The organism is Aeromonas bivalvium (assembly GCF_000819765.1).
Classification (GTDB): Bacteria; Pseudomonadota; Gammaproteobacteria; order Enterobacterales; family Aeromonadaceae; genus Aeromonas; species Aeromonas bivalvium.
In genome coordinates this window covers 141,722-164,147 of record NZ_CDBT01000004.1, presented here as the reverse complement: position 1 = coordinate 164,147, position 22,426 = coordinate 141,722, and the positions used below count along the sequence as shown (strand labels likewise).

Annotated in this window: 18 protein-coding genes; 8 read left to right on the top strand and 10 right to left on the bottom strand. The window is 60.0% G+C overall.

The window, feature by feature from the left end; translation table 11 throughout:
* Positions 1-6: 6 nt before the first annotated feature.
* The 3 genes from BN1119_RS00935 to BN1119_RS00925 form a co-directional block, all read right to left on the bottom strand.
* Entirely contained in the window at positions 7-1,278 is a 1,272-nt protein-coding gene (locus tag BN1119_RS00935; RefSeq protein WP_041992514.1) for a YeaH/YhbH family protein, read from the bottom strand.
* A 27-nt stretch (positions 1,279-1,305) separates the two neighbouring features.
* Positions 1,306-3,228: a PrkA family serine protein kinase gene (locus BN1119_RS00930; RefSeq protein ID WP_041992510.1), complete on the bottom strand. Its 1,923-nt coding sequence runs from the start codon at positions 3,226-3,228 to the stop codon at positions 1,306-1,308.
* Between the two features lie 704 nt (positions 3,229-3,932).
* The gene (locus BN1119_RS00925) at positions 3,933-5,861 is read right to left on the bottom strand and encodes a RecQ family ATP-dependent DNA helicase (protein WP_041992508.1); all 1,929 of its coding nucleotides are present in this window, start codon (positions 5,859-5,861) and stop codon (positions 3,933-3,935) included.
* 342 nt (positions 5,862-6,203) lie between these two features.
* Here BN1119_RS00925 and sstT point away from each other — a divergent pair, with 342 nt between their 5' ends.
* Entirely contained in the window at positions 6,204-7,451 is a 1,248-nt protein-coding gene (gene sstT / locus BN1119_RS00920) for a serine/threonine transporter SstT (RefSeq protein ID WP_041992505.1), read from the top strand.
* 162 nt (positions 7,452-7,613) lie between these two features.
* On the opposite strand, the gene yfaE is transcribed toward sstT, so the two are convergent.
* The 5 genes from yfaE to ubiG form a co-directional block, all read right to left on the bottom strand.
* On the bottom strand, positions 7,614-7,946 hold the full coding sequence (gene yfaE / locus BN1119_RS00915) for a class I ribonucleotide reductase maintenance protein YfaE (RefSeq protein WP_409337742.1): 333 nt from the start codon (positions 7,944-7,946) through the stop codon (positions 7,614-7,616).
* Positions 7,943-9,076 (bottom strand): class Ia ribonucleoside-diphosphate reductase subunit beta, encoded by a 1,134-nt coding sequence (nrdB, locus tag BN1119_RS00910; protein ID WP_041992502.1) that lies wholly within the window; start codon positions 9,074-9,076, stop codon positions 7,943-7,945. The genes yfaE and nrdB overlap by 4 nt, the downstream gene beginning before the upstream one ends.
* Before the next feature lie 81 nt (positions 9,077-9,157).
* Positions 9,158-11,425, bottom strand: a complete 2,268-nt coding sequence (gene nrdA / locus BN1119_RS00905) for a class 1a ribonucleoside-diphosphate reductase subunit alpha (RefSeq protein WP_041992500.1) — start codon at positions 11,423-11,425, stop codon at positions 9,158-9,160.
* 542 nt (positions 11,426-11,967) lie between these two features.
* Positions 11,968-12,654 (bottom strand): HAD family hydrolase, encoded by a 687-nt coding sequence (locus BN1119_RS00900; RefSeq protein ID WP_041992498.1) that lies wholly within the window; start codon positions 12,652-12,654, stop codon positions 11,968-11,970.
* Positions 12,654-13,370 carry a bifunctional 2-polyprenyl-6-hydroxyphenol methylase/3-demethylubiquinol 3-O-methyltransferase UbiG gene (ubiG, locus tag BN1119_RS00895; RefSeq protein WP_041992496.1) on the bottom strand — a complete coding sequence of 239 codons (717 nt, stop codon included), beginning with the start codon at positions 13,368-13,370 and terminating at the stop codon, positions 12,654-12,656. Before ubiG ends, BN1119_RS00900 begins: the two co-directional genes overlap by 1 nt.
* A gap of 186 nt (positions 13,371-13,556) precedes the next feature.
* Here ubiG and gyrA point away from each other — a divergent pair, with 186 nt between their 5' ends.
* Entirely contained in the window at positions 13,557-16,313 is a 2,757-nt protein-coding gene (gene gyrA / locus BN1119_RS00890; RefSeq protein ID WP_041992494.1) for a DNA topoisomerase (ATP-hydrolyzing) subunit A, read from the top strand.
* Positions 16,314-16,539: 226 nt separating this feature from the next.
* Positions 16,540-16,671 carry a hypothetical protein gene (locus tag BN1119_RS20990; protein WP_280136458.1) on the top strand — a complete coding sequence of 44 codons (132 nt, stop codon included), beginning with the start codon at positions 16,540-16,542 and terminating at the stop codon, positions 16,669-16,671.
* Positions 16,672-16,783: 112 nt separating this feature from the next.
* Here BN1119_RS20990 and BN1119_RS00885 read toward each other — a convergent pair whose 3' ends face one another.
* Positions 16,784-17,839 (bottom strand): PA0069 family radical SAM protein, encoded by a 1,056-nt coding sequence (locus BN1119_RS00885; protein WP_041992489.1) that lies wholly within the window; start codon positions 17,837-17,839, stop codon positions 16,784-16,786.
* Between the two features lie 176 nt (positions 17,840-18,015).
* On the opposite strand from BN1119_RS00885, the gene BN1119_RS00880 reads away from it, so the two are divergent.
* Positions 18,016-18,606: a tetratricopeptide repeat protein gene (locus BN1119_RS00880; RefSeq protein ID WP_041992486.1), complete on the top strand. Its 591-nt coding sequence runs from the start codon at positions 18,016-18,018 to the stop codon at positions 18,604-18,606.
* A 4-nt stretch (positions 18,607-18,610) separates the two neighbouring features.
* On the opposite strand, the gene BN1119_RS00875 is transcribed toward BN1119_RS00880, so the two are convergent.
* Positions 18,611-18,823 carry a hypothetical protein gene (locus BN1119_RS00875; RefSeq protein ID WP_041992482.1) on the bottom strand — a complete coding sequence of 71 codons (213 nt, stop codon included), beginning with the start codon at positions 18,821-18,823 and terminating at the stop codon, positions 18,611-18,613.
* Positions 18,824-19,199: 376 nt separating this feature from the next.
* Between BN1119_RS00875 and thrS the strand changes: the two genes are divergently transcribed.
* The 4 genes from thrS to rplT all read left to right on the top strand — a co-directional run bounded on the left by thrS (position 19,200) and on the right by rplT (position 22,334).
* Entirely contained in the window at positions 19,200-21,128 is a 1,929-nt protein-coding gene (gene thrS / locus BN1119_RS00870) for a threonine--tRNA ligase (RefSeq protein WP_041992480.1), read from the top strand.
* A 3-nt stretch (positions 21,129-21,131) separates the two neighbouring features.
* On the top strand, positions 21,132-21,680 hold the full coding sequence (gene infC, locus BN1119_RS00865; protein ID WP_041992478.1) for a translation initiation factor IF-3: 549 nt from the start codon (positions 21,132-21,134) through the stop codon (positions 21,678-21,680).
* An 85-nt stretch (positions 21,681-21,765) separates the two neighbouring features.
* Positions 21,766-21,963 (top strand): 50S ribosomal protein L35, encoded by a 198-nt coding sequence (gene rpmI, locus BN1119_RS00860; RefSeq protein ID WP_005315535.1) that lies wholly within the window; start codon positions 21,766-21,768, stop codon positions 21,961-21,963.
* Positions 21,964-21,977: 14 nt separating this feature from the next.
* Complete coding sequence (gene rplT, locus BN1119_RS00855; RefSeq protein ID WP_041992476.1) at positions 21,978-22,334, top strand: 50S ribosomal protein L20; 357 nt, start codon at positions 21,978-21,980, stop codon at positions 22,332-22,334.
* Positions 22,335-22,426 lie beyond the last annotated feature (92 nt).

The following is a 22,426-nucleotide window of genomic DNA, read 5'->3' as shown; positions in this document are numbered from 1 at the left end:
GCCCCCCTAGGCCGCTTGTTTCTTGAACAGTTCCCGGAACACCGGGTAGATGTCCTCCACCTTGCGAATGTGCTCCATGGCAAAGTAGGGATACTGGCTGGCGACCGACTCGTATTCGTGCCACAGGGTCTGGTGGGCCCGGGTGGTGATCTCGATATAGGAGTAGTAGCGCACCCGCGGCATGATCTCCTGCAGCAGGATCTCGCGGCACTGGGGCGAGTCATCGGCCCAGTTGTCCCCGTCTGAGGCCTGGGCGGCATAGATGTTCCACTGGTTGGTGGGATAACGCTCATCCATGATGTCGCTCATCATCTTGAGGGCGCTGGAGACGATGGTGCCCCCGGTCTCCTGGGAGTAGAAGAACTCGTGCTCGTCCACCTCCTTGGCCTGGGTGTGGTGGCGGATATAGACCACCTCCACATTCTTGTAGGTACGACTCAGGAACAGATAGAGCAGGATGTAGAAGCGTTTGGCCATCTCCTTGGTGGCTTGATCCATGGAGCCGGAGACGTCCATCAGGCAGAACATCACCGCCTGGCTGGAGGGGACGGGCCGCTTGACGAAGTTGTTGAACTTGAGATCGAAGGTGTCGATGAAGGGCACGGCTTCGATGCGTTTTTTCAGGTCGCGGATCTCTTTTTCCAGCAGCGCTATCTCGGCGAAGTGTTCGCTGGGGTCTTTCGACAGCAGCAGGAGCCGCTCCTCCAGCTCCCGCAGGCTGCGCTTCTTGCCGGCTTGCAGCGACATGCGTCGTGCCAGCGAGTTGCGCAAGGATCGCACCACGTTGATGTTGGCCGGTACACCATTGGAGGTATAACCGGCCCGGTAGGTCTTCATCTCCATCAGCTGGTTGAGCTGGGTCTTTTGCAGGTGGGGCAGTTCGAGATCCTCGAACAGGAGATCCAGGTATTCATCCTTGGAGATCTGGAACACGAAGTCATCGCTCCCTTCCCCCTGGTTGGATGCCTGTCCTTCTCCCGCCCCCTGACCGGCGCCGCCTCCCTTGGGTCTGTCTATCTTGTCCCCTGAGACAAACTGATCATTGCCGGGATGCACCATCTCCCGCTTGCCCCCATGCCCCTGATGAAAATGGGGCTCGCCGATGTCCCGGGTCGGGATACTGATGCTCTCGCCCTTGTCCACGTCCTGGATGCTGCGCTTGGAGACGGCATCCGAGACCGCTTGTTTGATCTGCTTCTTGTAGCGGCGGATGAAGCGCTGCCGATTGACAGCGCTTTTGTTCTTGCCGTTGAGCCTGCGGTCGATAAAGTGCGCCATAACTCCCCCTTGGCAAAGCCGTCAGGATCAGGATGACTTGCGTACCCTGAGATACCATTCGGAGAGCAGCCGTACCTGTTTGCGGGTATAGCCTTTCTCCATCATCCGCTCGACAAAGTTATCGTGTTTCTTCTGCTCTTCCGCCGAGGTCTTGCTGTTGAAGGAGATGACCGGCAACAGCTCTTCGGTGTTGGAGAACATCTTCTTCTCGATGACGGTGCGCAGCTTCTCGTAGCTGGTCCAGTTCGGGTTGCGACCGGCATTGTTGGCCCGGGCCCGCAGCACGAAGTTGACGATTTCGTTGCGAAAGTCCTTCGGGTTGCTGATCCCGGCCGGTTTCTCAATCTTTTCCAGCTCGCTGTTGAGAGAGGCGCGGTCAAACAGTTGCCCCGTCTCCGGATCCCGGTACTCCTGATCCTGGATCCAGAAGTCCGCATAGGTGACGTAGCGATCGAAGATGTTCTGGCCATATTCGGAGTAGGACTCGAGGTAGGCGGTCTGGATCTCCTTGCCGATGAACTCCACGTAGCGCGGGGTGAGATAGCCCTTGATGAACTCCAGGTAGCGATCGTGTATCTCCTGCGGGAACTGTTCGCGCTCTATCTGCTGCTCCAGCACATAGAAGAGGTGAACCGGGTTGGCCGCCACCTCGGCATGGTCGAAGTTGAAGACCCGTGACAATATCTTGAACGCGAAGCGAGTCGAGAGGCCGTTCATCCCCTCATCCACCCCGGCGTAGTCCCGGTACTCCTGATAGCTCTTGGCCTTGGGATCCGTGTCCTTGAGGCTTTCGCCATCATAGACCCGCATCTTGGAGTAGAGGCTGGAGTTTTCCGGCTCCTTGAGTCGTGACAGCACGGAGAACTGTCCCAGCAGCTCCAGGGTGCCCGGGGCACATTTGGCCTCGGTCAGCTCGCTGTTGGTGAGCAGCTTCTCGTAGATCTTCACCTCTTCCGAGACCCGCAGGCAGTAAGGCACCTTGACGATATAGACACGGTCGAGGAAGGCCTCGTTATTGCGGTTGTTCTTGAAGTGCTGCCATTCGGATTCGTTGGAGTGAGCCAGCAGAATGCCGTCGAAGGGGAGGGCGGAGAGCCCCTCTGTGCCGTTGTAGTTGCCTTCCTGGGTGGCGGTCAGCAGCGGGTGCAGTACCTTGATGGGGGCCTTGAACATCTCGACGAACTCCATTATGCCCTGGTTCGCCTTGCACAGCGCCCCCGAGTAGGAGTAGGCATCGGCATCGTCCTGGGCATAGTGCTCCAGCATGCGGATGTCGACCTTGCCGACCAGGGAGGAGATGTCCTGGTTGTTCTCATCGCCGGGCTCTGTCTTGGCGATGGCAATCTGGTGCAGTATGGAAGGGTTGACCTTTTCCACCTTGAACTTGGTGATATCACCGCCAAATTCGGTCAGGCGCTTGGCCGCCCAGGGGGACATGATGGGGCGCAGATAGCGGCGCGGGATGCCGTACTCTTTCTCCAGCAGCTCGCCGTCCTCTTCCATGTCGAACAAACAGAAGGGGTGGTCATTGACCGGGGATCCCTTGATCCGGTAGATGGGCACCTTCTGCATCAAGGATTTGAGCTTCTCGGCCAGAGACGATTTGCCGCCGCCGACCGGACCCAGCAGATAGAGGATCTGCTTCTTCTCTTCCAGGCCCTGGGCGGAGTGCTTGAGGTAGGAGACGATCTGCTCGATGGCGTCTTCCATGCCGTAGAAATCCTTGAAGGCGGGATAACGGGCGACGACCCGGTTGGAAAAGAGACGACTGAGTCTCGGATTGGTGGCGGTATCAACCATCTCCGGGTCGCCGATGGCAACCAGTAGACGTTCGGCGGCGGAGGCGTAGCAGGATTTGTCCTGTTTGCACATGTCCAGGAACTCCTGAATGCTGTACTCCTCTTCCCTGGCTTGCTCGTAACGTTGTTGGTAATGCTCGAAGATGCCCATAACTTAGCCCTCGTTATAGTCGCTTACCCTAAAATGATCGGTTTATCACTCTTGTTGTGCTTTCCTCTTAAGCCTAGTCAACAGCCCCCAGTAATCCATTACAGTGCACGGCTTTAAATCGGTTGGCCCGGATCCCGGCGCCTTGAGCGGCACCAGGCAAGCGGTGTCTGTATGTTACTGACTGTTAAATTATTTTTGCCACGTTAGTCGGGGCAATGTCAAAGAGATAAAAATAAATGTTTCAGCATGACTGCCAAGGGAAGTACGAGCGGAAAACCCAGATGGATCGCAGGACGCCAGGGCTGGCGGGCTCTGGCACGGGGCGCCTGGATAGTGGAATATGCTTTACGAGAGCGTAAACGTAATGTTCTTAAATTGGTGTCAAAGCTCTAATTTTTACATTGACGCTACATTTTCACTGCTCTAGATTGGCACCTGTGTTCGGTGCTGAGCCGCTTTAGCAAGAGAGTGTCTCGGTATCGAAAACAAAGCTCTGTTTAAGCACGTTTCCGTTGGCTTGACCCTCGCATCCGCGAGGGTCTTATTTTTTCAGCGTCTCCAGACCGATGCCGGGGGAGCCACAGACCCCCTTCTTATGATCCCCTGTGTCGCTGATGACGATCGATGTCATGTCGCAGACGCGCCCTGTGCGGACGCTAGATGGTGTGGCAAGTGCGTGAGGGCCGCCACGCTCGCTGTGGCGCCTAGTGGGGGCCGTGGTGCCCATAGGCCTGTGCGACCAGGGTGAGCACCCGGGCGAAGGGGATGTCGCCCAGCCGGCCAAAGCCGGCCAGTTTGCCCGCCTTGAGGCGGGTGGTGAGGGGGGTGCTGATCCCGCACAGGAAGCGGGTCAGGATCCTGGGTTCGGGGCTTGGCAACTGGCTCGCCAGGGGATCGCACCAGGCGCGGATCCCCGCCTCGTTGGGCAGTGGCGCCATCGGCTCTGGGGGCAAGTGGGCCACCTGACCGCGGCAAACCGAGCAGTGGCCGCAGCGGGCGGGGGCCTGCTCATCGGCAAAATGGCGGGCCAGGGTCTGACTCAGGCAAGCCGATGAGGTAAAGAAGGCGAGCAGGGCCTGCAACCTGGCCAGCTCGCTCTGCTCTTTTTGCACGAACAGTCCATGGAGCTCGTCGACGAGGGCATCCAGGGAGGCGGGCGTGCGTTGTACCTGATAGACCTCGGTCATCTGCTTGCTCTCGAGTTCGATGAGGCCCTGCTGCTGCAGATAGTCGAGGGCGGCCACCGCGCGGCCACGCTCCCCCTGATAACCCTGCCAGAGCGCCTCGAAATCCATGGTGCACCAGCTGCGGGCCTGGGGGGCGCTGGCGAACAGGGCCTCGAGGAAGTGACGGCGCCCCTGATCGAAACGGGCGAGTATGGCGTCCCTGTCGGCGATGAACTTGAACCGATACTCGGCAAAGTAGCTGTAGGCCGGGCTCAAGATGCCATTGAGCTCCAGGTAGACCAGCAGGGTCTTCAAGGGAAGCTGGCGGATGTTGGTCTCGTTCGAGATGCGCAGCAGCACGAACTCCCAGGCCTCGCCAGCCGGGGGGAGCTGGGCCAGCAGCTGGGCGATGGCGGCCTTGTCCGGCGTATCCCCATAGACGAAGTTCTCCAGCACGGGCAACTGGGTGCGGTTGGCCAGCACGGTACAGCGGGATAGCTGCCCATCCCGTCCGGCGCGCCCTATCTCCTGGCTGTAGTTTTCGATGGATTTGGGCAAGTCGTAGTGAATGACCCGGCGGATATCGGCCTTGTCGATGCCCATGCCAAAGGCGATGGTGGCGACGATGCAGTCGAGTCGACCGCTCATGAAGTCGTGCAGGATCGTCTGGCGCAGATCGGCGCCAAGTCCGGCGTGATAGGCACGGGCGCGGATGCCGGCTTTGGCCAGCCTGTCGGCGCACGCCTCTGCGGTGTGCTGCAGGGTGACATAGACGATGGTCGGATCCGAGGGGGCGCGCGCCATCTCCTCCGTCAACCAGGCGTCTCGTGCCCCGGGCGCCATGGGCAAGACATTCAAGTCCAGGTTGGGACGATAGAAGCCGGTCACCACCAGGCCGTCATCGTCTATGTCGAACTTGCGCTGCATGTCCTGCATCACGGCGCGGGTGGCGGTGGCGGTCAGCAGCAGCACCTGGGGGATCTTGAGGGCACGCCTGTGCTCGGGCAGCTTGAGGTAGTCGGGGCGAAAGTTGTGGCCCCATTCCGAGATGCAGTGGGCTTCATCCACCACCATCAGGGAGATGGGCACGGTGGCGATGAAGCGGCGAAAGCGCTCGTTCTTGAGCCGCTCGACCGAGATCATCAGGATCTTGAGCTGGTCCGATCCTATCTGGGCCATCACCTCCCGACTCTGCGCCGGGCTCAGGCTCGAGTCCAGTGCCGCCGCCGCTATGCCCTTGCTCTTGAGAAAGGCCAGCTGATCCTGCATCAGGGCGATGAGGGGGGAGATCACCAGGGTGAGGTGGGGCAGGGCCAGGGCCGGCAGTTGATAGCAGAGGGACTTGCCGGAGCCGGTCGGGAAGATGGCGGCGGCGCTGCGGCCGGCCAGGATCTGCGCCATCACCGCCTCCTGGCCGGGTCTGAGCTGGGTGAAACCGAAGTGTTGTTGCAGCAAAGAGGAGATCATGGGGCGCCATCCTGAGTAAAGGGACCATGATACCACCTGACCCATGACCCGGGGGCTGCCTGGTGCCGAGTGGGCAATATTTAGCCTTCTTTATCCGGGTGTTGATATTGCGTTACTCAATTGTTGTGGTTTTTTGTGATGTAAAATGGGATTTTCGTGGTGTATGTGTGGAAAAAACCTGTCGTAGATGGGATATTCCCTTGGTGCGACCCCGCCTGGAATACGGACCCCATCAAGAGAAGGTCTGCCCGCAGCAGGAGGTTTGTTCGGTCAGTGCCGAATGAAGATGGTCGCCACAGGACTCAATGATTCAAACACCGCGTGTGTACAGGGACTATATAGATGACACAACAACACCCCCTCCTTCGTTTGGTAAATAGTACCAGCCTGGTCAGCCAGATCCTGGTCGGCCTGATTGCCGGTATCCTGCTGGCACTGTTTGCGCCTGAGTGGGCCAAATCCGCCGGCCTGCTCGGCGGCCTGTTCGTCGGAGCCCTCAAGGCCGTGGCCCCCATCCTGGTCTTCGTGCTGGTGATCGCCGCCATCACGGGCCACAAGCAGGGCCAGAAGACCAATATTCGCCCGCTGCTGGGCCTCTACCTGTTTGGCACCTTTGCGGCGGCCCTGGTAGCTGTGCTGGCCAGTTTCCTGTTCCCCTCCAGCCTGCACCTGGTCGCCAACACGGCCGATATCACCCCCCCGGGTGGCATCACCGAAGTGCTCCAGACTCTGCTGTTCAACCTGGTGAGCAACCCGGTCAAGGCATTGATGGACGCCAACTATATCGGCATCCTGGGCTGGGCCATCGCCCTTGGCGTCGTGCTGCGTCATGCCAGTGACACCACCAAGGCCCTGGTCTCCGATCTGTCTGGTGGCATCTCCACCATCGTCAAGCTGGTGATCCGCTTCGCCCCGCTCGGCATCCTGGGCCTGGTCGCCTCTACCCTGGCGGAGACCGGATTCGATGCCCTGCTCGGCTATGCGCACCTGCTGGCCGTGCTGATCGGCTGCATGCTGTTCATCGCCTTCGTGGTGAACCCGCTCATCGTGTTCTGGAAGATAAAGCGCAATCCCTATCCCCTGGTGCTGACCTGCCTGAAAGAGAGCGGCGTGACCGCCTTCTTTACCCGCAGCTCCGCCGCCAACATCCCGGTCAACATGGCGCTGTGCGAGAAGCTCAAGCTGCCCAAAGACACCTATGCGGTCTCCATCCCGCTCGGAGCCACCATCAACATGGCCGGCGCCGCCATCACCATCACTGTATTGAGCCTGGCGGCCGTGCACACCCTGGGTCTGCAGGTGGATATCGCGACCGCCGTGCTGCTCTCCGTGGTGGCGACTATCAGTGCCTGCGGCGCCTCCGGGGTGGCTGGCGGCTCCCTGCTGCTGATCCCGCTCGCCTGCAGCCTGTTTGGCATCAGCAACGATGTCGCCATGCAGGTGGTCGCGGTCGGCTTCATCATCGGCGTGCTGCAAGACTCCGCCGAGACGGCCCTCAACAGCTCCACCGACGTGCTGTTCACTGCCGCGGCCTGCATGGCCGAGGATGAGAGCCTGCAGGGCCAGCCTGCAACCAGCCGCAACGTCTGAGTCCACACTCGGCACCCTTGGTGCGACAAGGAACATGCCCTCTTCGGAGGGCATTTTTTATGGCGGGTGTACGCACCCTAGGGCCGCTGGGACGAAGGCTAAAAGGGGGCCGGGGAGAGAAGAAGAGAGAAAAGAGAAAGCCCTCGGCTGAGGGCTCTTGGCTCATGAAGATGGCTCAGTCCCGTGAGCCAGATCCAGGCTGACGTTGCCCTGGGGGTGACAGCAGCAGGGCAGGCACTGGCCCGGCGGGACGAAGGCCAGGGGCGGCTCGGGATAGTGTACCCGACCCGCCAGCAGGGGGGTGCGGCAGGCACCGCAATAACCGCTGCGGCACTGGAATTCCACCCGCTGGCCATGGCGCTCCAGGGTATCGAGCAGGGTCTCCCCCGGTCGGGCCGCCAGGGCACCGTGCCGGCTATGGATGAGGGCGGGGCCCCTGGCCTCGTCCTCGCGCCGTTGTCCGGGTTGCGCCGGCGCCAGCAGGCACTCCCTCACAGCTCGAAGTCACCCAGATCTTCGTGACTCACTTCGCTGTCGATCTGACCCACCAGGTAGGAACTCACTTCCACTTCCTGCGGGGCGACCTGGACGTTGTCGGAGGACAACCAGGTGTTGATCCAGGGGATAGGGTTTTGCTTGGCACCGGCAAAGGCCGGTTGCAGGCCGACGGCAGCCATGCGCAGGTTGGTGATGTATTCCACGTACTGGCAGAGGATGTCCTTGTTCAGGCCTATCATGGAGCCATCCTGGAACAGGTACTCGGCCCACTCCTTCTCCTGCTCCGCCGCTTCCTTGAAGATGTCGAAGCAGGCCTGTTCGCACTCTTGCGCTATCTCGGCCATCTCGGGATCGTCCTGGCCGCTGCGCATCAGGTTCAGCATGTGCTGGGTGCCGGTCAGGTGCAGTGCCTCGTCACGGGCGATCATCTTGATGATCTTGGCGTTGCCTTCCATCAGCTCGCGCTCGGCGAAGGCAAACGAACAGGCGAAGCTGACGTAGAAGCGGATCGCCTCCAGGGCGTTGACGCTCATCAGGCACAGATAGAGCTTCTTCTTGAGCTCATGCAGGCTGATGGTCAGCTCGCGGCCAGCGACTGTGTGGGTCCCTTCACCGTGCAGGTTGTAGAGGGCGGTCGCCTCTATCAGATCGTCATAGAAATGGCTGATGGAGCCGGCCCGTTTCAGGATCTGCTCGTTGGTCACGATATCGTCAAACACCTGGGAAGGGGAGTTGACGATATTGCGGATGATGTGGGTGTAGGAGCGAGAGTGGATGGTCTCGGAGAAGGCCCAGGTCTCGATCCAGGTCTCCAGCTCCGGGATGGAGACCAAGGGCAGCAGGGCCACGTTCGGGCTGCGGCCCTGGATGGAGTCCAGCAGGGTCTGGTACTTCAGGTTGGAGATGAAGATATGCTGCTCGTGGGGCGGCAGCGCCTGGTAATCGATGCGGTCGTGGGAGACGTCCACCTCTTCCGGGCGCCAGAAGAAGGAGAGCTGCTTTTCGATCAGCCGTTCGAACACGTCATATTTTTGCTGATCGTAACGGGCCACGTTGACCGATTGACCGAAGAACATAGGTTCCTTGAGCTGGTCGTTCTGGGTTTGGCAAAAAGTTGAATAGGCCATGATATCCAATGTCTTAACAGGCAGAAACGGGGAAGCGGGAGGCTTGGCTCCCGCTCGGTGTCAATCAATGTTTGTTGGCGGTTATATCTTGCAAGCCCCACCCGCACAACCGTCATCTTGCAGATCGGTCTGGGTGTCGTCCGCACCATCACGGGTGTTGTGATAGTAGAGGGTCTTGAGGCCGTATTTGTAAGCGGTCAGCAAGTCCTTGAGCAGCTGCTTCATCGGCACCTTGTTGCCTTCGAAACGGGCCGGGTCGTAGTTGGTGTTGGCGGAGATCGCCTGGTCCACGAACTTCTGCATGATGCCGACCAGCTGCAGGTAACCGTCGACGCTCGGCTGCTTCCACAGCAGCTCGTACTGATCCTTGAGACGCTCGTACTCGGGCACCACCTGCTTGAGGATGCCGTCCTTGGAGGCCTTGACCGACACCAGGCCGCGGGGCGGCTCTATGCCGTTGGTGGCGTTGGAGATCTGGCTGGAGGTCTCGCTGGGCATCAGGGCGGTCAGGGTGGAGTTGCGCAGACCCACGGTCTTGATGTCGTTGCGCAGCGCTTCCCAGTCCAGGTGCAGCGGCTCGTTGCAAAGGGCGTCCAGATCCTTTTTATAGGTATCGATGGGCAGGATCCCCTGGGCATAGGTGGTCTCGCCAAAGGCCGGGCAGGGGCCGAACTCGCGGGCCAGCTGCACGGAGGCCTTCAGCAGGTAGTACTGGATCGCCTCGAAGGTGCGGTGAGTCAGTGCCAGACCGGAGCCGTCGGAGTAGCGGGCGCCGTTTTTCGCCAGGTAGTAGGCGTAGTTGATGACGCCAATGCCCAGGGTGCGGCGGTTCATGCTGCCTTTCTGGGCGGCCTTGAGCGGGTAGTCCTGATAGTCGAGCAGGGCGTCCAGGGCACGCACGGCAAGATCCGCCATCTCTTCCAGATCGTCCAGCTTCTCGATGGCGCCGAGGTTGAAGGCAGAGAGGGTGCACAGGGCAATCTCGCCATTCTCGTCATCCACGTTGTTGAGGGGCTTGGTGGGCAGCGCAATCTCGAGGCAGAGGTTGGACTGGCGCACCGGCGCCACGGCCGGATCGAACGGGCTGTGGGTGTTGCAGTGATCCACGTTCTGGATGTAGATGCGACCGGTGCCGGCACGCTCCTGCATCATCAGGGAGAAGAGATCCACCGCCTTGAGGGTCTTCTTGCGAATGGACGGATCCTGCTCGTACTTGACGTAGAGCTGCTCGAACTTGTCCTGATCCGCGAAGAAGGCGTCGTACAGGCCAGGTGCATCGGACGGGGAGAACAATGTGATGTCACCGCCCTTGATGAGGCGCTGGTACATCAGCTTGTTGATCTGCACCCCGTAGTCCATGTGACGGACCCGGTTCTCTTCCACGCCGCGGTTGTTCTTCAGTACCAGCAGGCTCTCCACCTCGGTGTGCCACAGGGGGTAGAACAGGGTGGCCGCCCCGCCGCGCACGCCGCCCTGGGAGCAGCACTTCACGGCAGTCTGGAAGTACTTGTAGAAGGGGATGCAGCCGGTGTGGAAGGCTTCGCCGCCACGGATGGGGCTGCCCAGGCCACGGATGCGACCGGCGTTGATGCCGATGCCAGCACGCTGGGAGACGTAACGCACGATGGCGCTGGCGGTGGCATTGATGGAATCCAGGCTGTCATCGCACTCGATCAGCACGCAGGAGCTGAACTGACGGGTCGGGGTGCGCACACCGCTCATGATGGGGGTGGGCAGGGAGATCTTGAAGGTCGAGACCGCATCGTAGAAGCGCTTGATGTAGCTCAGACGGGTATCTTTCGGATACTTGGAGAAGAGGCAGGCCGCCACCAGGATGTAGAGGAACTGCGGGCTCTCGTAGATCTCGCCGGTGACGCGGTTTTGCACCAGGTACTTGCCTTCCAGCTGCTTGACTGCGGCGTAGGAGAAGTCCATGTCGCGCCAGTGGTCGAGGTGGGCGTTGAGCTCCTCGAATTCGGCCTGGGTGTAGTCCTCCAGCAGATGCTTGTCGTACTTGCCCATGTCCACCAGCTTGGCGACGTGCTGATAGAGGTGGGGCGGCTCGAACTGGCCGTAGGCCTTCTTGCGCAGATGGAAGATGGCCAGGCGGGCAGCCATGTACTGGTAGTCCGGGCTCTGCTCGGAGATAAGGTCAGCAGCGGCCTTGATGACGGTTTCGTGGATGTCGGCGGTACGGATGCCGTCATAGAACTGGATGTGGGACTTGAGCTCCACCTGGGAGACCGACACGTTGTCGAGTCCCTCGGCGGCCCAGTCGAGCACGCGGTGGATCTTGTCCAGATCGATGGGTTCTTTGTGGCCGTTACGCTTCGTCACAAACAAGTTCATTGGCTGATGACCTTTTGTTGATTCCCGAAAAACTCATCGCAAAGCTTGACAAGCAAGCAGACCCGCCCCTCTTTTCTAGTGGGACGATATGCGGTGAGACACAAGATGTAGTGTTATTTTGAATGCGAGCTACAAGATAGTGAGGTCGTCACCGCTTTGCAACGCATGGATGGGGAGAGGGCTGTGGATAAATTGTGGGTGTCATGGCAACTGTTAGTGACTACTCACAGCGAACGGGTTTTCCTTCGTCCGCTCCCTGAAATCCGTGCCCCGGGATCAAAGATGGAAAATTAAAATAACTTTTTTTGCTTGCGAAACCAGACCCTTTTTACTAGCCGCCATCGCCCCTCGGATCCTTGCACAATCCCTGTGCGATCCGCGCCAAAAGTGATCGCAACAGGGGGCAGGGAATTGCTCATACCCGGGCCCCTGACGGGGGAGCTCGCCGGTTGTTGAGGGGCGGCGGCGATGGTGCGCAGTCAGGGCCCGATGGAGGAGGGGGCAGGAGGACGATGATGACCCCCTGCCCGGACAGCGATGATTCAGCCCAGCTCGTAGCGCAGCCAGTGGTGCAGGGCCTGTACCGTATCAAAGTGCAGATCCGCGCCCCAGGCGGCGGGATCCTCGTCCTCGCTCAGATAGCCCCAGCCCGCTACCGCGGTGCGCATGCCAGCATTGCGACCCGCTTCGATGTCGCGCACATGATCCCCCACGTAGAGGCACTGGCTCGCCGGGATCCCGAGCCGCTCGCAGGCAAAGAACATGGGGGCGGGGTCTGGCTTGCGCACCGGCAGGGTGTCTGCGCTCACGGTCACGCCACAGCTGGCCAGTGCCGGCAGGGCGGCCAGCAGGGGCTCGGTGAGAAAACCCGGCTTGTTGGTGACTATGCCCCAGGGCAGCGCGTTTTCGTCGAGCCACTCGATGAGATCCAGCATCCCCTCATAGGGGCGGGTGCCGACGCACAGGTTGGCGGCATAGTAGTCGAGCAGGGCGGTGCGCAGGCGGCTGGCACCGAGCTCTTCCAGCAATTCGTCCCCAAGGCCTGCCCTGAGCAGCCCCAGCGCCCCGTGGGAAGTGGTCTGGCGGATGATGGCCTCGGGCAGGGGGGCAAACCCTTCGCTCACCAGCACATGGTTGACGGCGGCGCCGAGATCCGGGGCCGTGTCGAGCAGGGTGCCGTCCAGATCGAACAGCACGCAGCGCAGGAGCATGGGGTGAGGGGCGCTCATCAACCTAGCTCCGGGCGGATGAACTCCACCATGTAGTTGACGTCGACATTCGCCCCCAGCTTGAAGTGGCCGGTCAGCGGCGAATAGTGCACGCCGCTCATGTCCCGTACCAGCAGGCCCGCCAGCTCACCCATGCGACACAGCTCGGCGGGGGTGATGAATTTTTTGTGGTCATGGGTGCCCTTGGGCACCATCTTCATCAGGTACTCGGCGCCGACGATCATCATCAGGAACGACTTGGGATTGCGGTTGATGGTGGAGACCACCACCCGGCCACCCGGTCGCACCAGGGTGGCGATGGCCCGCAGCACCGAGGCCGGATCCGGCACGTGCTCGAGCATCTCCATGCAGGTGACGAGATCGTACTGGCCGGGGGCTTCGCTGGCGTGCTCCTCGGCGGTCATCTGGCGGTATTCCAGCTCCACCCCTTGCTCCAGGGCGTGCAGGCGGGCGACCCCGAGGGGCTCCTTGCCCATGTCGATGCCGGTGACCCGGGCGCCACGGCGGGCCATGCTCTCGGAGAGGATGCCGCCGCCGCAGCCGATGTCGAGCACGCGCTTGCCAAACAGGCCGCCGCTCTTGTCGGTGATCCAGTCAAGGCGCACCGGGTTGATTTGATGCAGTGGCTTGAACTCTCCCTCCATGTCCCACCAGCGGGAGGCGATGGCTTCGAATTTGGCAATTTCTGTCAGATCGACGTTGGCGTCAGTGTTCATCTTGGCAAGATCCTGTGGCGGGGCGCGCAGCGGGCAGGGTGCGCGCAATCTATTGTCCTGGCGGGCATTATAACGAAGCGACTTATGCAAACCAGCCCGATTTCCGACTTAAGCAATCGCCCTTGCTGTGTTACCATGTCGCGCTGTTTAAGCCAAAGAACAACTAATTAGGGATTAAGGCTTTCTATGAGCGATCTGGCCAGAGAGATCACGCCGGTCAACATCGAAGAAGAGCTCAAGAGTTCCTATCTTGATTACGCCATGAGCGTGATCGTAGGACGAGCTCTGCCGGATGTGCGTGATGGCTTGAAACCGGTTCACCGCCGCGTTCTGTATGCAATGAACGAGTTGGGGAACGACTGGAACAAGCCCTATAAAAAATCGGCCCGTGTGGTCGGTGACGTAATCGGTAAATACCACCCCCACGGCGACAGTGCCGTGTATGACACCATAGTCCGGATGGCGCAGGATTTTTCCATGCGTTACATGCTGGTCGATGGTCAGGGCAACTTCGGTTCGGTTGACGGCGACAACGCTGCGGCCATGCGTTACACCGAAGTGCGGATGGCGCGCATCTCCCACGAGCTGCTGGCCGATCTGGACAAAGAGACGGTGGACTGGGTGCCCAACTATGACGGCACCGAGATGATCCCGGCTGTCATGCCCACCAAGGTGCCCACCCTGTTGATCAACGGCTCTTCCGGTATCGCGGTGGGCATGGCGACCAACATCCCCCCTCACAACCTCACCGAGATAGTCAACGGCTGTCTGGCGCTGATCGAAAATGGCGACCTCACCGTCGACGAGCTGATGGCCTATGTCACCGGCCCGGATTTCCCCACCGGCGGCATCATCAACGGTCGCTCCGGCATAGTGCAGGCGTACCGGACCGGTCGCGGCTCCGTCTATGTGCGGGCCAAGGCCGAGGTGGAAGTGGACGACAAGAGCGGTCGCGAGACCATCATCGTCCACGAGATCCCCTATCAGGTGAACAAGGCACGGCTGATCGAGAAGATTGCCGAGCTGGTCAAAGAGAAGAAGATCGAGGGCATCAGCGCCCTGCGCGATGAGTCCGACAAGGACGGCATGCGCATCGTCATCGAGATCAAGCGCGGCGAGTCCGGCGAGATTGTGCTGAACAATCTCTACAAGCACACCCAGATGCAGACCACGTTCGGCATCAACATGGTGGCGCTGGACAACAACCAGCCCAAGGTGATGAACCTCAAGGAGATCCTGGATGCCTTCCTGCTGCACCGCCGTGAAGTGGTGACCCGCAGGACCGTGTTCGAGCTGCGCAAGGCGCGGGATCGGGCGCACATCCTGGAAGGTCTGGCGGTGGCCCTGGCCAACATAGACCCCATCATAGAGCTCATTCGCCACAGCGCGACCCCGGCAGATGCGAAAGCGGCGCTGGTGGCCAAGGGCTGGGAGCTCGGCAACGTGGCCGCCATGCTGGAGAAAGCGGGCGACGATGCGGCACGACCTGAGTGGCTGGAGCCGGAGTTCGGCATCCGTGAAGGGCAGTACTTCCTGACCGAGATCCAGGCCCAGGCCATCCTCGACCTGCGTCTGCACAAGCTGACCGGCCTCGAGCACGAGAAGATCCTGGAAGAGTACCAATCTCTGCTGGATCTCATCGCCGAGCTGCTGTTCATCCTGGCAAGCCCGGAACGCCTGATGGAAGTGATCCGCGATGAACTGCTGGCCGTGCGCGAGCAGTATGGCGACGAGCGTCGCACCGAGATCAGCATGTCCAGTGCCGAGATCAACATCGAAGATCTGATCACCCCGGAAGACGTGGTGGTGACCCTGTCTCACCAGGGCTATGTGAAGTATCAGCCGCTCTCCGACTACGAGGCCCAGCGCCGCGGTGGTCGTGGCAAGTCGGCAACCCGGATCAAGGAAGAGGACTTTGTGGAGCGTCTGCTGGTGGCCAACACCCACGACACCATTCTGTGCTTCTCCACCCGTGGCAAGGTCTACTGGCTCAAGGTGTATCAGCTGCCGGAAGCGTCCCGTGGCGCCCGTGGTCGTCCCATCATCAACCTGCTGCCGCTGGACGAGGGTGAGCGCATCACCGCCATCCTGCCGGTCAAGGAATATGATGCCGACAAGTACGTCTTCTTCGCCACCGCCAACGGTACCGTGAAGAAGACCAGCCTGTCCGACTTCAGCCGTCCGCTCTCCTCCGGTATCCGTGCCATCAACCTCAAAGAGGGTGATGAGCTGATCGGGGTGGACATCACCGACGGCAGCAACGAGATCATGCTCTTCTCCGATGCGGGCAAGGTGGTTCGCTTCAATGAAGGCAGCGGCCGCGCCGATGCCGCCGATGCGGATGCCAGCGATGAGGTCGAGACCGACGACGACGCCGGCAACGACGAGGATGGCAGCGACAACGGCGAAGGCACCGAGAACAAGGGTACCTTCAAGGGCGTGCGTCCCATGGGTCGTACCGCCGCCGGTGTGCGCGGCATCAAGCTCGGCGCCGGTGACCACGTGGTCTCCCTCATCGTGCCGCGCGGTGAAGGGGCCATCCTCACCGCCACCGAGAACGGTTACGGCAAGCGTACCGCACTGGACGAATACCCGACCAAGAGCCGCGGTACCCAGGGCGTTCGCTCCATCAAGGTGGACGAGCGCAACGGCAAGGTGATCGATGCGATCCAGGTCGAGGATACCGACCAGATCATGCTGATCACCAACGGCGGCACCCTGGTGCGTACCCGTGTTGCCGAGGTGAGCGTCATAGGTCGCAACACCGGCGGTGTGCGTCTGATCCGTACCGGTGAAGACGAGACCGTGGTCGGCCTGCAGCGCATCGCCGAGAGCGACGAAGAGGAAAACGAGGCCCTGGCCGCCGAGGGTGAAGTGTCCGAAGGCACAGACACCGCAGCGGACACAGGCGCCGTCGATGCAGGGGAGGCGGGCGACGAGTAATCGCCCCCCTTACCCGATGCAAAAGAGCGACCTTGATGGTCGCTCTTTTTATTGGCTCGCCTGCTTGCAGACGCTCTCCATCCTGGTGTTCATTCTCCCTTTTACCTGTCAGCTCCCAAGCCTTGCATGGTCTGGGGGGGCCATACCGATTTGCGATGGGCATGGCCTCATGTCATCAACACGGTTTCTTCACTCGGCTGTCATGGCCCTGTCATGACGGCCAGCCATGCTGCCTGCGTTGGATGAGACCACCACAGAGGCAGGCATCGCCTGCCAGGAGCACTGTTATGACGAGCTGGGCAATGTGGGAGATCTGGTGGAGCCGGATGTGGGGATCGCAAGAGAAGGCGCAGCTTAGGGTGGATGAGGAGGAGGTGGCGCACGAGCCATCGCGCCTGCCTGCGGAGCTGATTGTACAGCGCCATCCGGCAAGTACCTGTCCGCCAAGACCACGAAGCTGACGGCGACGTTCAGAACAGGCGCAGCTGCTCGTTGGGGCGTATGAAGGCCGAGGTGTTGAGCGCGGTATGGCGCTTGCCCAGTTGCAGCCGCCTGCTGATGAGCCGAAAGCGCTGGGCAAGCAAGTCGGCGAATTGCCCCTCTCCGCGCATACGAGTCCCGAAGGCGTGACTGTTGAGCGCCCCCCCTCTGCTTGCCCGCAACTGGTTCAAGATGGCCTCCTTCTGGCCGGGGTAGTGCTCCTCCAGCCAGTCGCAAAACAGGGTGGTGAGCTCGTGGGGCAGTCGCAGCAAGATGTAATCCGCACAGCTCGCCCCGGCGTCGACGGCGGCCTTGATGATCTGCTCCAGCTCGGGCTCGTTGAGGCGCGGGATCATGGGGGCCGCCAGCACCCCCACAGGTATCCCGGCCCGTGCCAGTTTCTCGATCACCTTGATCCGTCCTGTTCCCGTGCTGGCGCGGGGCTCCAGCTGTCGCCTCAGCGTTTCATTGAGGGTGGTGACCGACACCATCACCTGGCAGAGCCCTTCCCGGGCCAACTCGGCCAGCAGATCGAGATCGCGCAATATCATGGCGCTCTTGGTGATGATCCCCACCGGATGGTGATGGGCCAGCATCACCTCCAGCAGCTCGCGGGTCAGGCGATAGTGGTGCTCTATGGGCTGATAAGGATCGGTATTGGCCCCTAGCACTATGGTCTGCGGCTGATAACCTGGTTTGGCAAACTCCCGGCGCAGCAGTTCGGCGGCGTTGAGCTTGGCAAACAGCTTGCTCTCGAAATCCAGCCCGGGGGAGAGTTCGAGGTAGGCATGGCTGGGTCTGGCATAGCAATAGATGCAGCCATGTTCGCACCCCTGATAGGGATTGATGGAGCGCCCGAAGGGGACGTCCGGCGAGTGATTGTGGCTGATGATGCTGCGAGCCTCTATCTCCCGTACCTCGGTGCGGGGATCGCTGGCGGCAAATGCCGCGTCCCAGTCGCTCTGGCTCCAGCCGTCGTCAACGGTTTCGATCTGCGGGCCGCTGAAGCGGTGCTCGATATTGTGGGTAGCGCTTCGTCCTGCCATCACATCACCAACGAATACTGTTTATATATACAGTCATTCTGCTCTGGACAGTGCCAAACATCAAGTCCGGCCAGTCTTCCCGTATTTCACTCGGCCAAAGAGCGGGATCTCCTGCTTGAACTGTCGCTACATTTCGTTTACATAGACAAAATGCGAACCGGATCACGGAAATCATCATGAGCCCCACTACTTACCGCTGGCTGTTTATCGCCGTCATCGCCCTGGTCGCCTGGCGTCTGATCCCGCTCTCCACCGAGCAGGAGCTGGCAGCGGCCAATCGCGCCTGGCGGGTGGGTCACTTCGAGCAGGCGACCGGTATCTGGCAGCCACTGGCCGAGCAGGGTCAACCCAGGGCGCAGGCCCTGATGGGGTGGAGCCATGAGCTGGGGCAGGGGAGCGAGCAGAGCCTGACGCAGGCCATCCGCCTCTATCGTCAGTCCGCCGAGGCGGGGGATGCCTTTGGTCAATATCGGCTGGCGGAGCTCTATCTGCGTGGCGCAGGGGTGACGCGGGATTTGCACGAGGCATTTCGCTGGATGGAGCAGGCCGCCCAAAACGGCGACGTGCCCGCCATGCTGAAGGTAGGGGTGCTGCATCTGATGGGGGTCAACGGTCGGGTCGACATGGCCAGGGCCAAGCAGTGGCTCTATCAGGCCTCGCAAAAGGGCAACAAGCTGGCACTCACGGTATTGCAGGAGCTGGCGCTGGCCGAGGAGGGGCGCGGCACCTTCGACTTCGACGCTCACGCTTTCCTGAGTGCCGGTTAGGGGTTCAGATACTGGCGCTGACCTTGCCTGGGGTCACGTCGGTGACATAGAGGGTACTGCGATCGGCGCTGTGCACTATGCTGCATACCTCCCGCTTGCTGCCATCGCTCAGGATCACCAGCTCTCCGATATGAACGGGGCAGTGCGTCGTCAGCAGGTGATCAGGGTGAATGATCTTCTCCGCATGCTCCACAAACGATACGTCATAGGTGTACATAGCGCTCTCCTTCTCGGGCCTGTCCCTACCTGGAAAGTAGCACAGGGAGGGGGCGAGGGCGCCAGGAGGCCGTCGTCAGCGAGGCGCATTGTCATCGTGCGCGCACCGATCGGCAGAGTGCACATGTGCGGCGGCGCCAGGCCCGACAGGGTATGCAAAATCGGCAGGGTAACTTGTCTGAGTTGTCACGTCTGATACAATCCTCGGTGGATCCTGATAGGCGATAGCATGAGGCCCACGACAGCCTGGGTATCTCTCTGTGTACCAACCGTTTGGTTTACGGTGAAACACCAGAGGGATGAGCTTGAATCTGAAGGAATTTTTACTATTACATGTGCCCTTTGGTAGGGGGCACCACTGTATAAGGAAACACACAATGCCAATCATTACTCTGCCTGACGGCAGTCAACGTCAATTTGCCCACGCCGTTTCCGTCATGGACGTGGCCGCGGACATAGGTCCCGGTCTCGCCAAGGCGTGCATTGCCGGCCGGGTAAACGGTGAACTGGTGGATGCCTGCGAGCTGATCGAAGCCGATGCGCAGCTCTCCATCATCACCGCCAAAGACGAAGAAGGTCTGGAGATCCTGCGCCACTCCTGTGCTCACTTGCTGGGTCATGCCATCAAGCAGCTCTGGCCCCAGACCAAGATGGCTATCGGCCCCGTCATCGATAATGGTTTCTATTATGATGTGGACCTTGACCATACCCTGACGGAAGAAGACATGGCTGCGCTCGAAGCGCGCATGCTCGAGCTGGCAGGCAAGGATTACGACGTCATCAAGAAGAAGGTCTCCTGGCAGGAGGCACGCGACGTGTTCGCTGCCCGCGGCGAGACCTACAAGGTCGAGATCCTGGATCAGAATATTGCCCGTGATGACCAGCCCGGTCTCTATCATCACGAAGAGTACATCGACATGTGCCGCGGGCCCCACGTGCCCAACATGCGTCACTGCCACCACTTCAAGTTGCAGAAGATGTCCGGTGCCTACTGGCGTGGCGACTCCAGCAACAAGATGTTGCAGCGCATCTACGGCACCGCCTGGGCCGACAAGAAGCAGCTCAAGGCCTATCTGCAACGTCTGGAAGAGGCCGCCAAGCGCGACCACCGCAAGATCGGCAAACAGCTCGACCTCTATCACATGCAGGAAGATGCGCCGGGCATGGTGTTCTGGCACAACGACGGCTGGACCATTTTCCGCGAGCTGGAAAGCTTCATGCGCACCAAATTGCGCGAGTATGACTATCAGGAGGTGAAAGGTCCCTCCATGATGGATCGTGTCTTGTGGGAGCGATCCGGTCACTGGGACAAATATGCGCAAGGCATGTTCACCACCCAGTCCGAGAACCGCGAGTACGCCATCAAGCCGATGAACTGCCCGGGCCACGTCCAGATCTTCAACCAGGGTCTGAAATCCTACCGTGATCTGCCGCTGCGCATGGCCGAGTTTGGCTCCTGCCACCGCAACGAGCCGTCTGGTTCCCTGCACGGTCTGATGCGAGTGCGCGGATTTACCCAGGATGATGCCCACATCTTCTGTAGCGAAGCGCAGGTGATGGAAGAGGTGTCTGCGTGCATCCGCATGGTCTATGACGTCTACGGTACCTTCGGCTTCGAAAACATCGTGGTCAAGCTCTCCACCCGTCCCGAGCAGCGCATCGGATCCGATGAAGCCTGGGATCGCGCCGAGGCCGCCCTGGCCGAAGCCCTCGAGGTGAACGGCCTGAAGTACGATCTGCAGCCGGGTGAGGGGGCCTTCTACGGACCCAAGATCGAATTCACCCTGCACGATTGCCTGGATCGCGCCTGGCAGTGTGGTACAGTGCAGCTCGATTTCGCCCTGCCGGGCCGTCTTGGCGCCACTTATGTAGGCGAAGACAACGAGCGTCACGTCCCCGTGATGATACATCGCGCCATCCTGGGTTCCATCGAGCGCTTCATCGGCATCCTGACCGAAGAGTACGCCGGACTGTTCCCGACCTGGTTGGCACCAACTCAGGCCGTGGTGATGAATATCACGGATAATCAGGCCGATTATGCGGTGAAAGTGGCCAAAGCATTGAATGATGCGGGCCTTCGCGCAAAAGCGGACTTGAGAAATGAGAAGATTGGCTTTAAAATCCGCGAGCATACTTTGAAACGAGTACCTTTCATGCTGGTCTGCGGCGACAAAGAAGTTGAAGCTGGCAAGATTGCAGTACGGACTCGTAAAGGGGCTGACCTGGGCACTTATCCTGTAGAAGAGCTGATTGCTCTGTTGACCCAGGAAGTTCAGACCCGCGGACAAAAGAAAGTGGAGGAATAAGCTATAAAAGGCGGAAAAAAACTGGGCAAGCAACCGCAAGCCCGCGCTCACCGGATCAATACCGAGATTCGTCTGAAAGAAGTTCGTTTGACTGGTATAGATGGCGAGCCTTTGGGTGTCGTTGGTATCCAAGATGCATTGAACTTAGCCGTTGAAGCTGGAGTGGATCTGGTCGAGATCAGCCCTAACGCTGAACCGCCCGTTTGCCGAATCATGGATTACGGCAAATTCCTCTACGAGAAGAGCAAAACAACCAAAGAACAGAAGAAAAAGCAGAAAGTTGTCCAGGTCAAGGAAATCAAATTCCGTCCTGGTACAGACGAAGGCGACTATCAGGTAAAACTACGCAACCTGGTTCGCTTTCTGGAAGACGGGGACAAGGCGAAGGTCACCCTGCGCTTCCGTGGTCGTGAAATGGCCCACCAGGATCTTGGTATCAAGGTCTTGGAGCGTGTCAAGAACGATCTGGAAGAGCTGGCCGTAGTCGAGTCGTTCCCGAAAGTCGAAGGCCGTCAAGCTGTGATGGTTCTCGCACCTAAGAAGAAATCTTAAGGCCCACAAGAAATTGACTCATGGGTTCGTCCCATGAGTCGGTTCGCCTTGCGATTTTGTTGTCACTCACAATGCGGAGTATAAAATGCCGAAGATGAAAACCAACCGGGGTGCTGCAAAGCGCTTCAAGAAGACTGGCTCCGGCCGCTTCAAGTGCAAGCATAACCACCTGCGTCACATCCTGACCAAGAAGAGCAGCAAGCGTAAGCGCAAGCTGGGACCGAAGTTCATGGTCTCTGCTGCTGACCACAAACGTGTTGTTGCCTGTCTGCCGTACGCATAAGGGGGATGTGAAAAATGCCAAGAGTTAAACGTGGTGTGACCGCTCGCGCTCGTCACAAGAAAGTAATGAAAGCCGCCAAGGGTTACTACGGCGCCCGTTCCCGTGTCTACCGCGTAGCGGTACAAGCGGTAACCAAAGCTGGTCAGTACGCCTACCGTGACCGTCGCCAGAAGAAGCGTCAGTTCCGTCAACTGTGGATTGCCCGTATCAACGCGGCAGCCCGTCAGAACGGTCTGTCCTACAGCCGTCTGATCAACGGCCTGAAGAAAGCTTCTATCGAGATCGATCGCAAGATCCTGTCCGATATCGCCGTTCACGACAAAGTGGCTTTCACCGCCCTGGTTGAAAAGGCTAAAGCAGCACTGGTCTAATCCGGTTCTGTTATGAAACGAAAAGGAGGCTCAGGCCTCCTTTTTTGTTGGCGTCACGCAAGTTATGGCGCAGGCTTCTCTGCTTCTCTGCT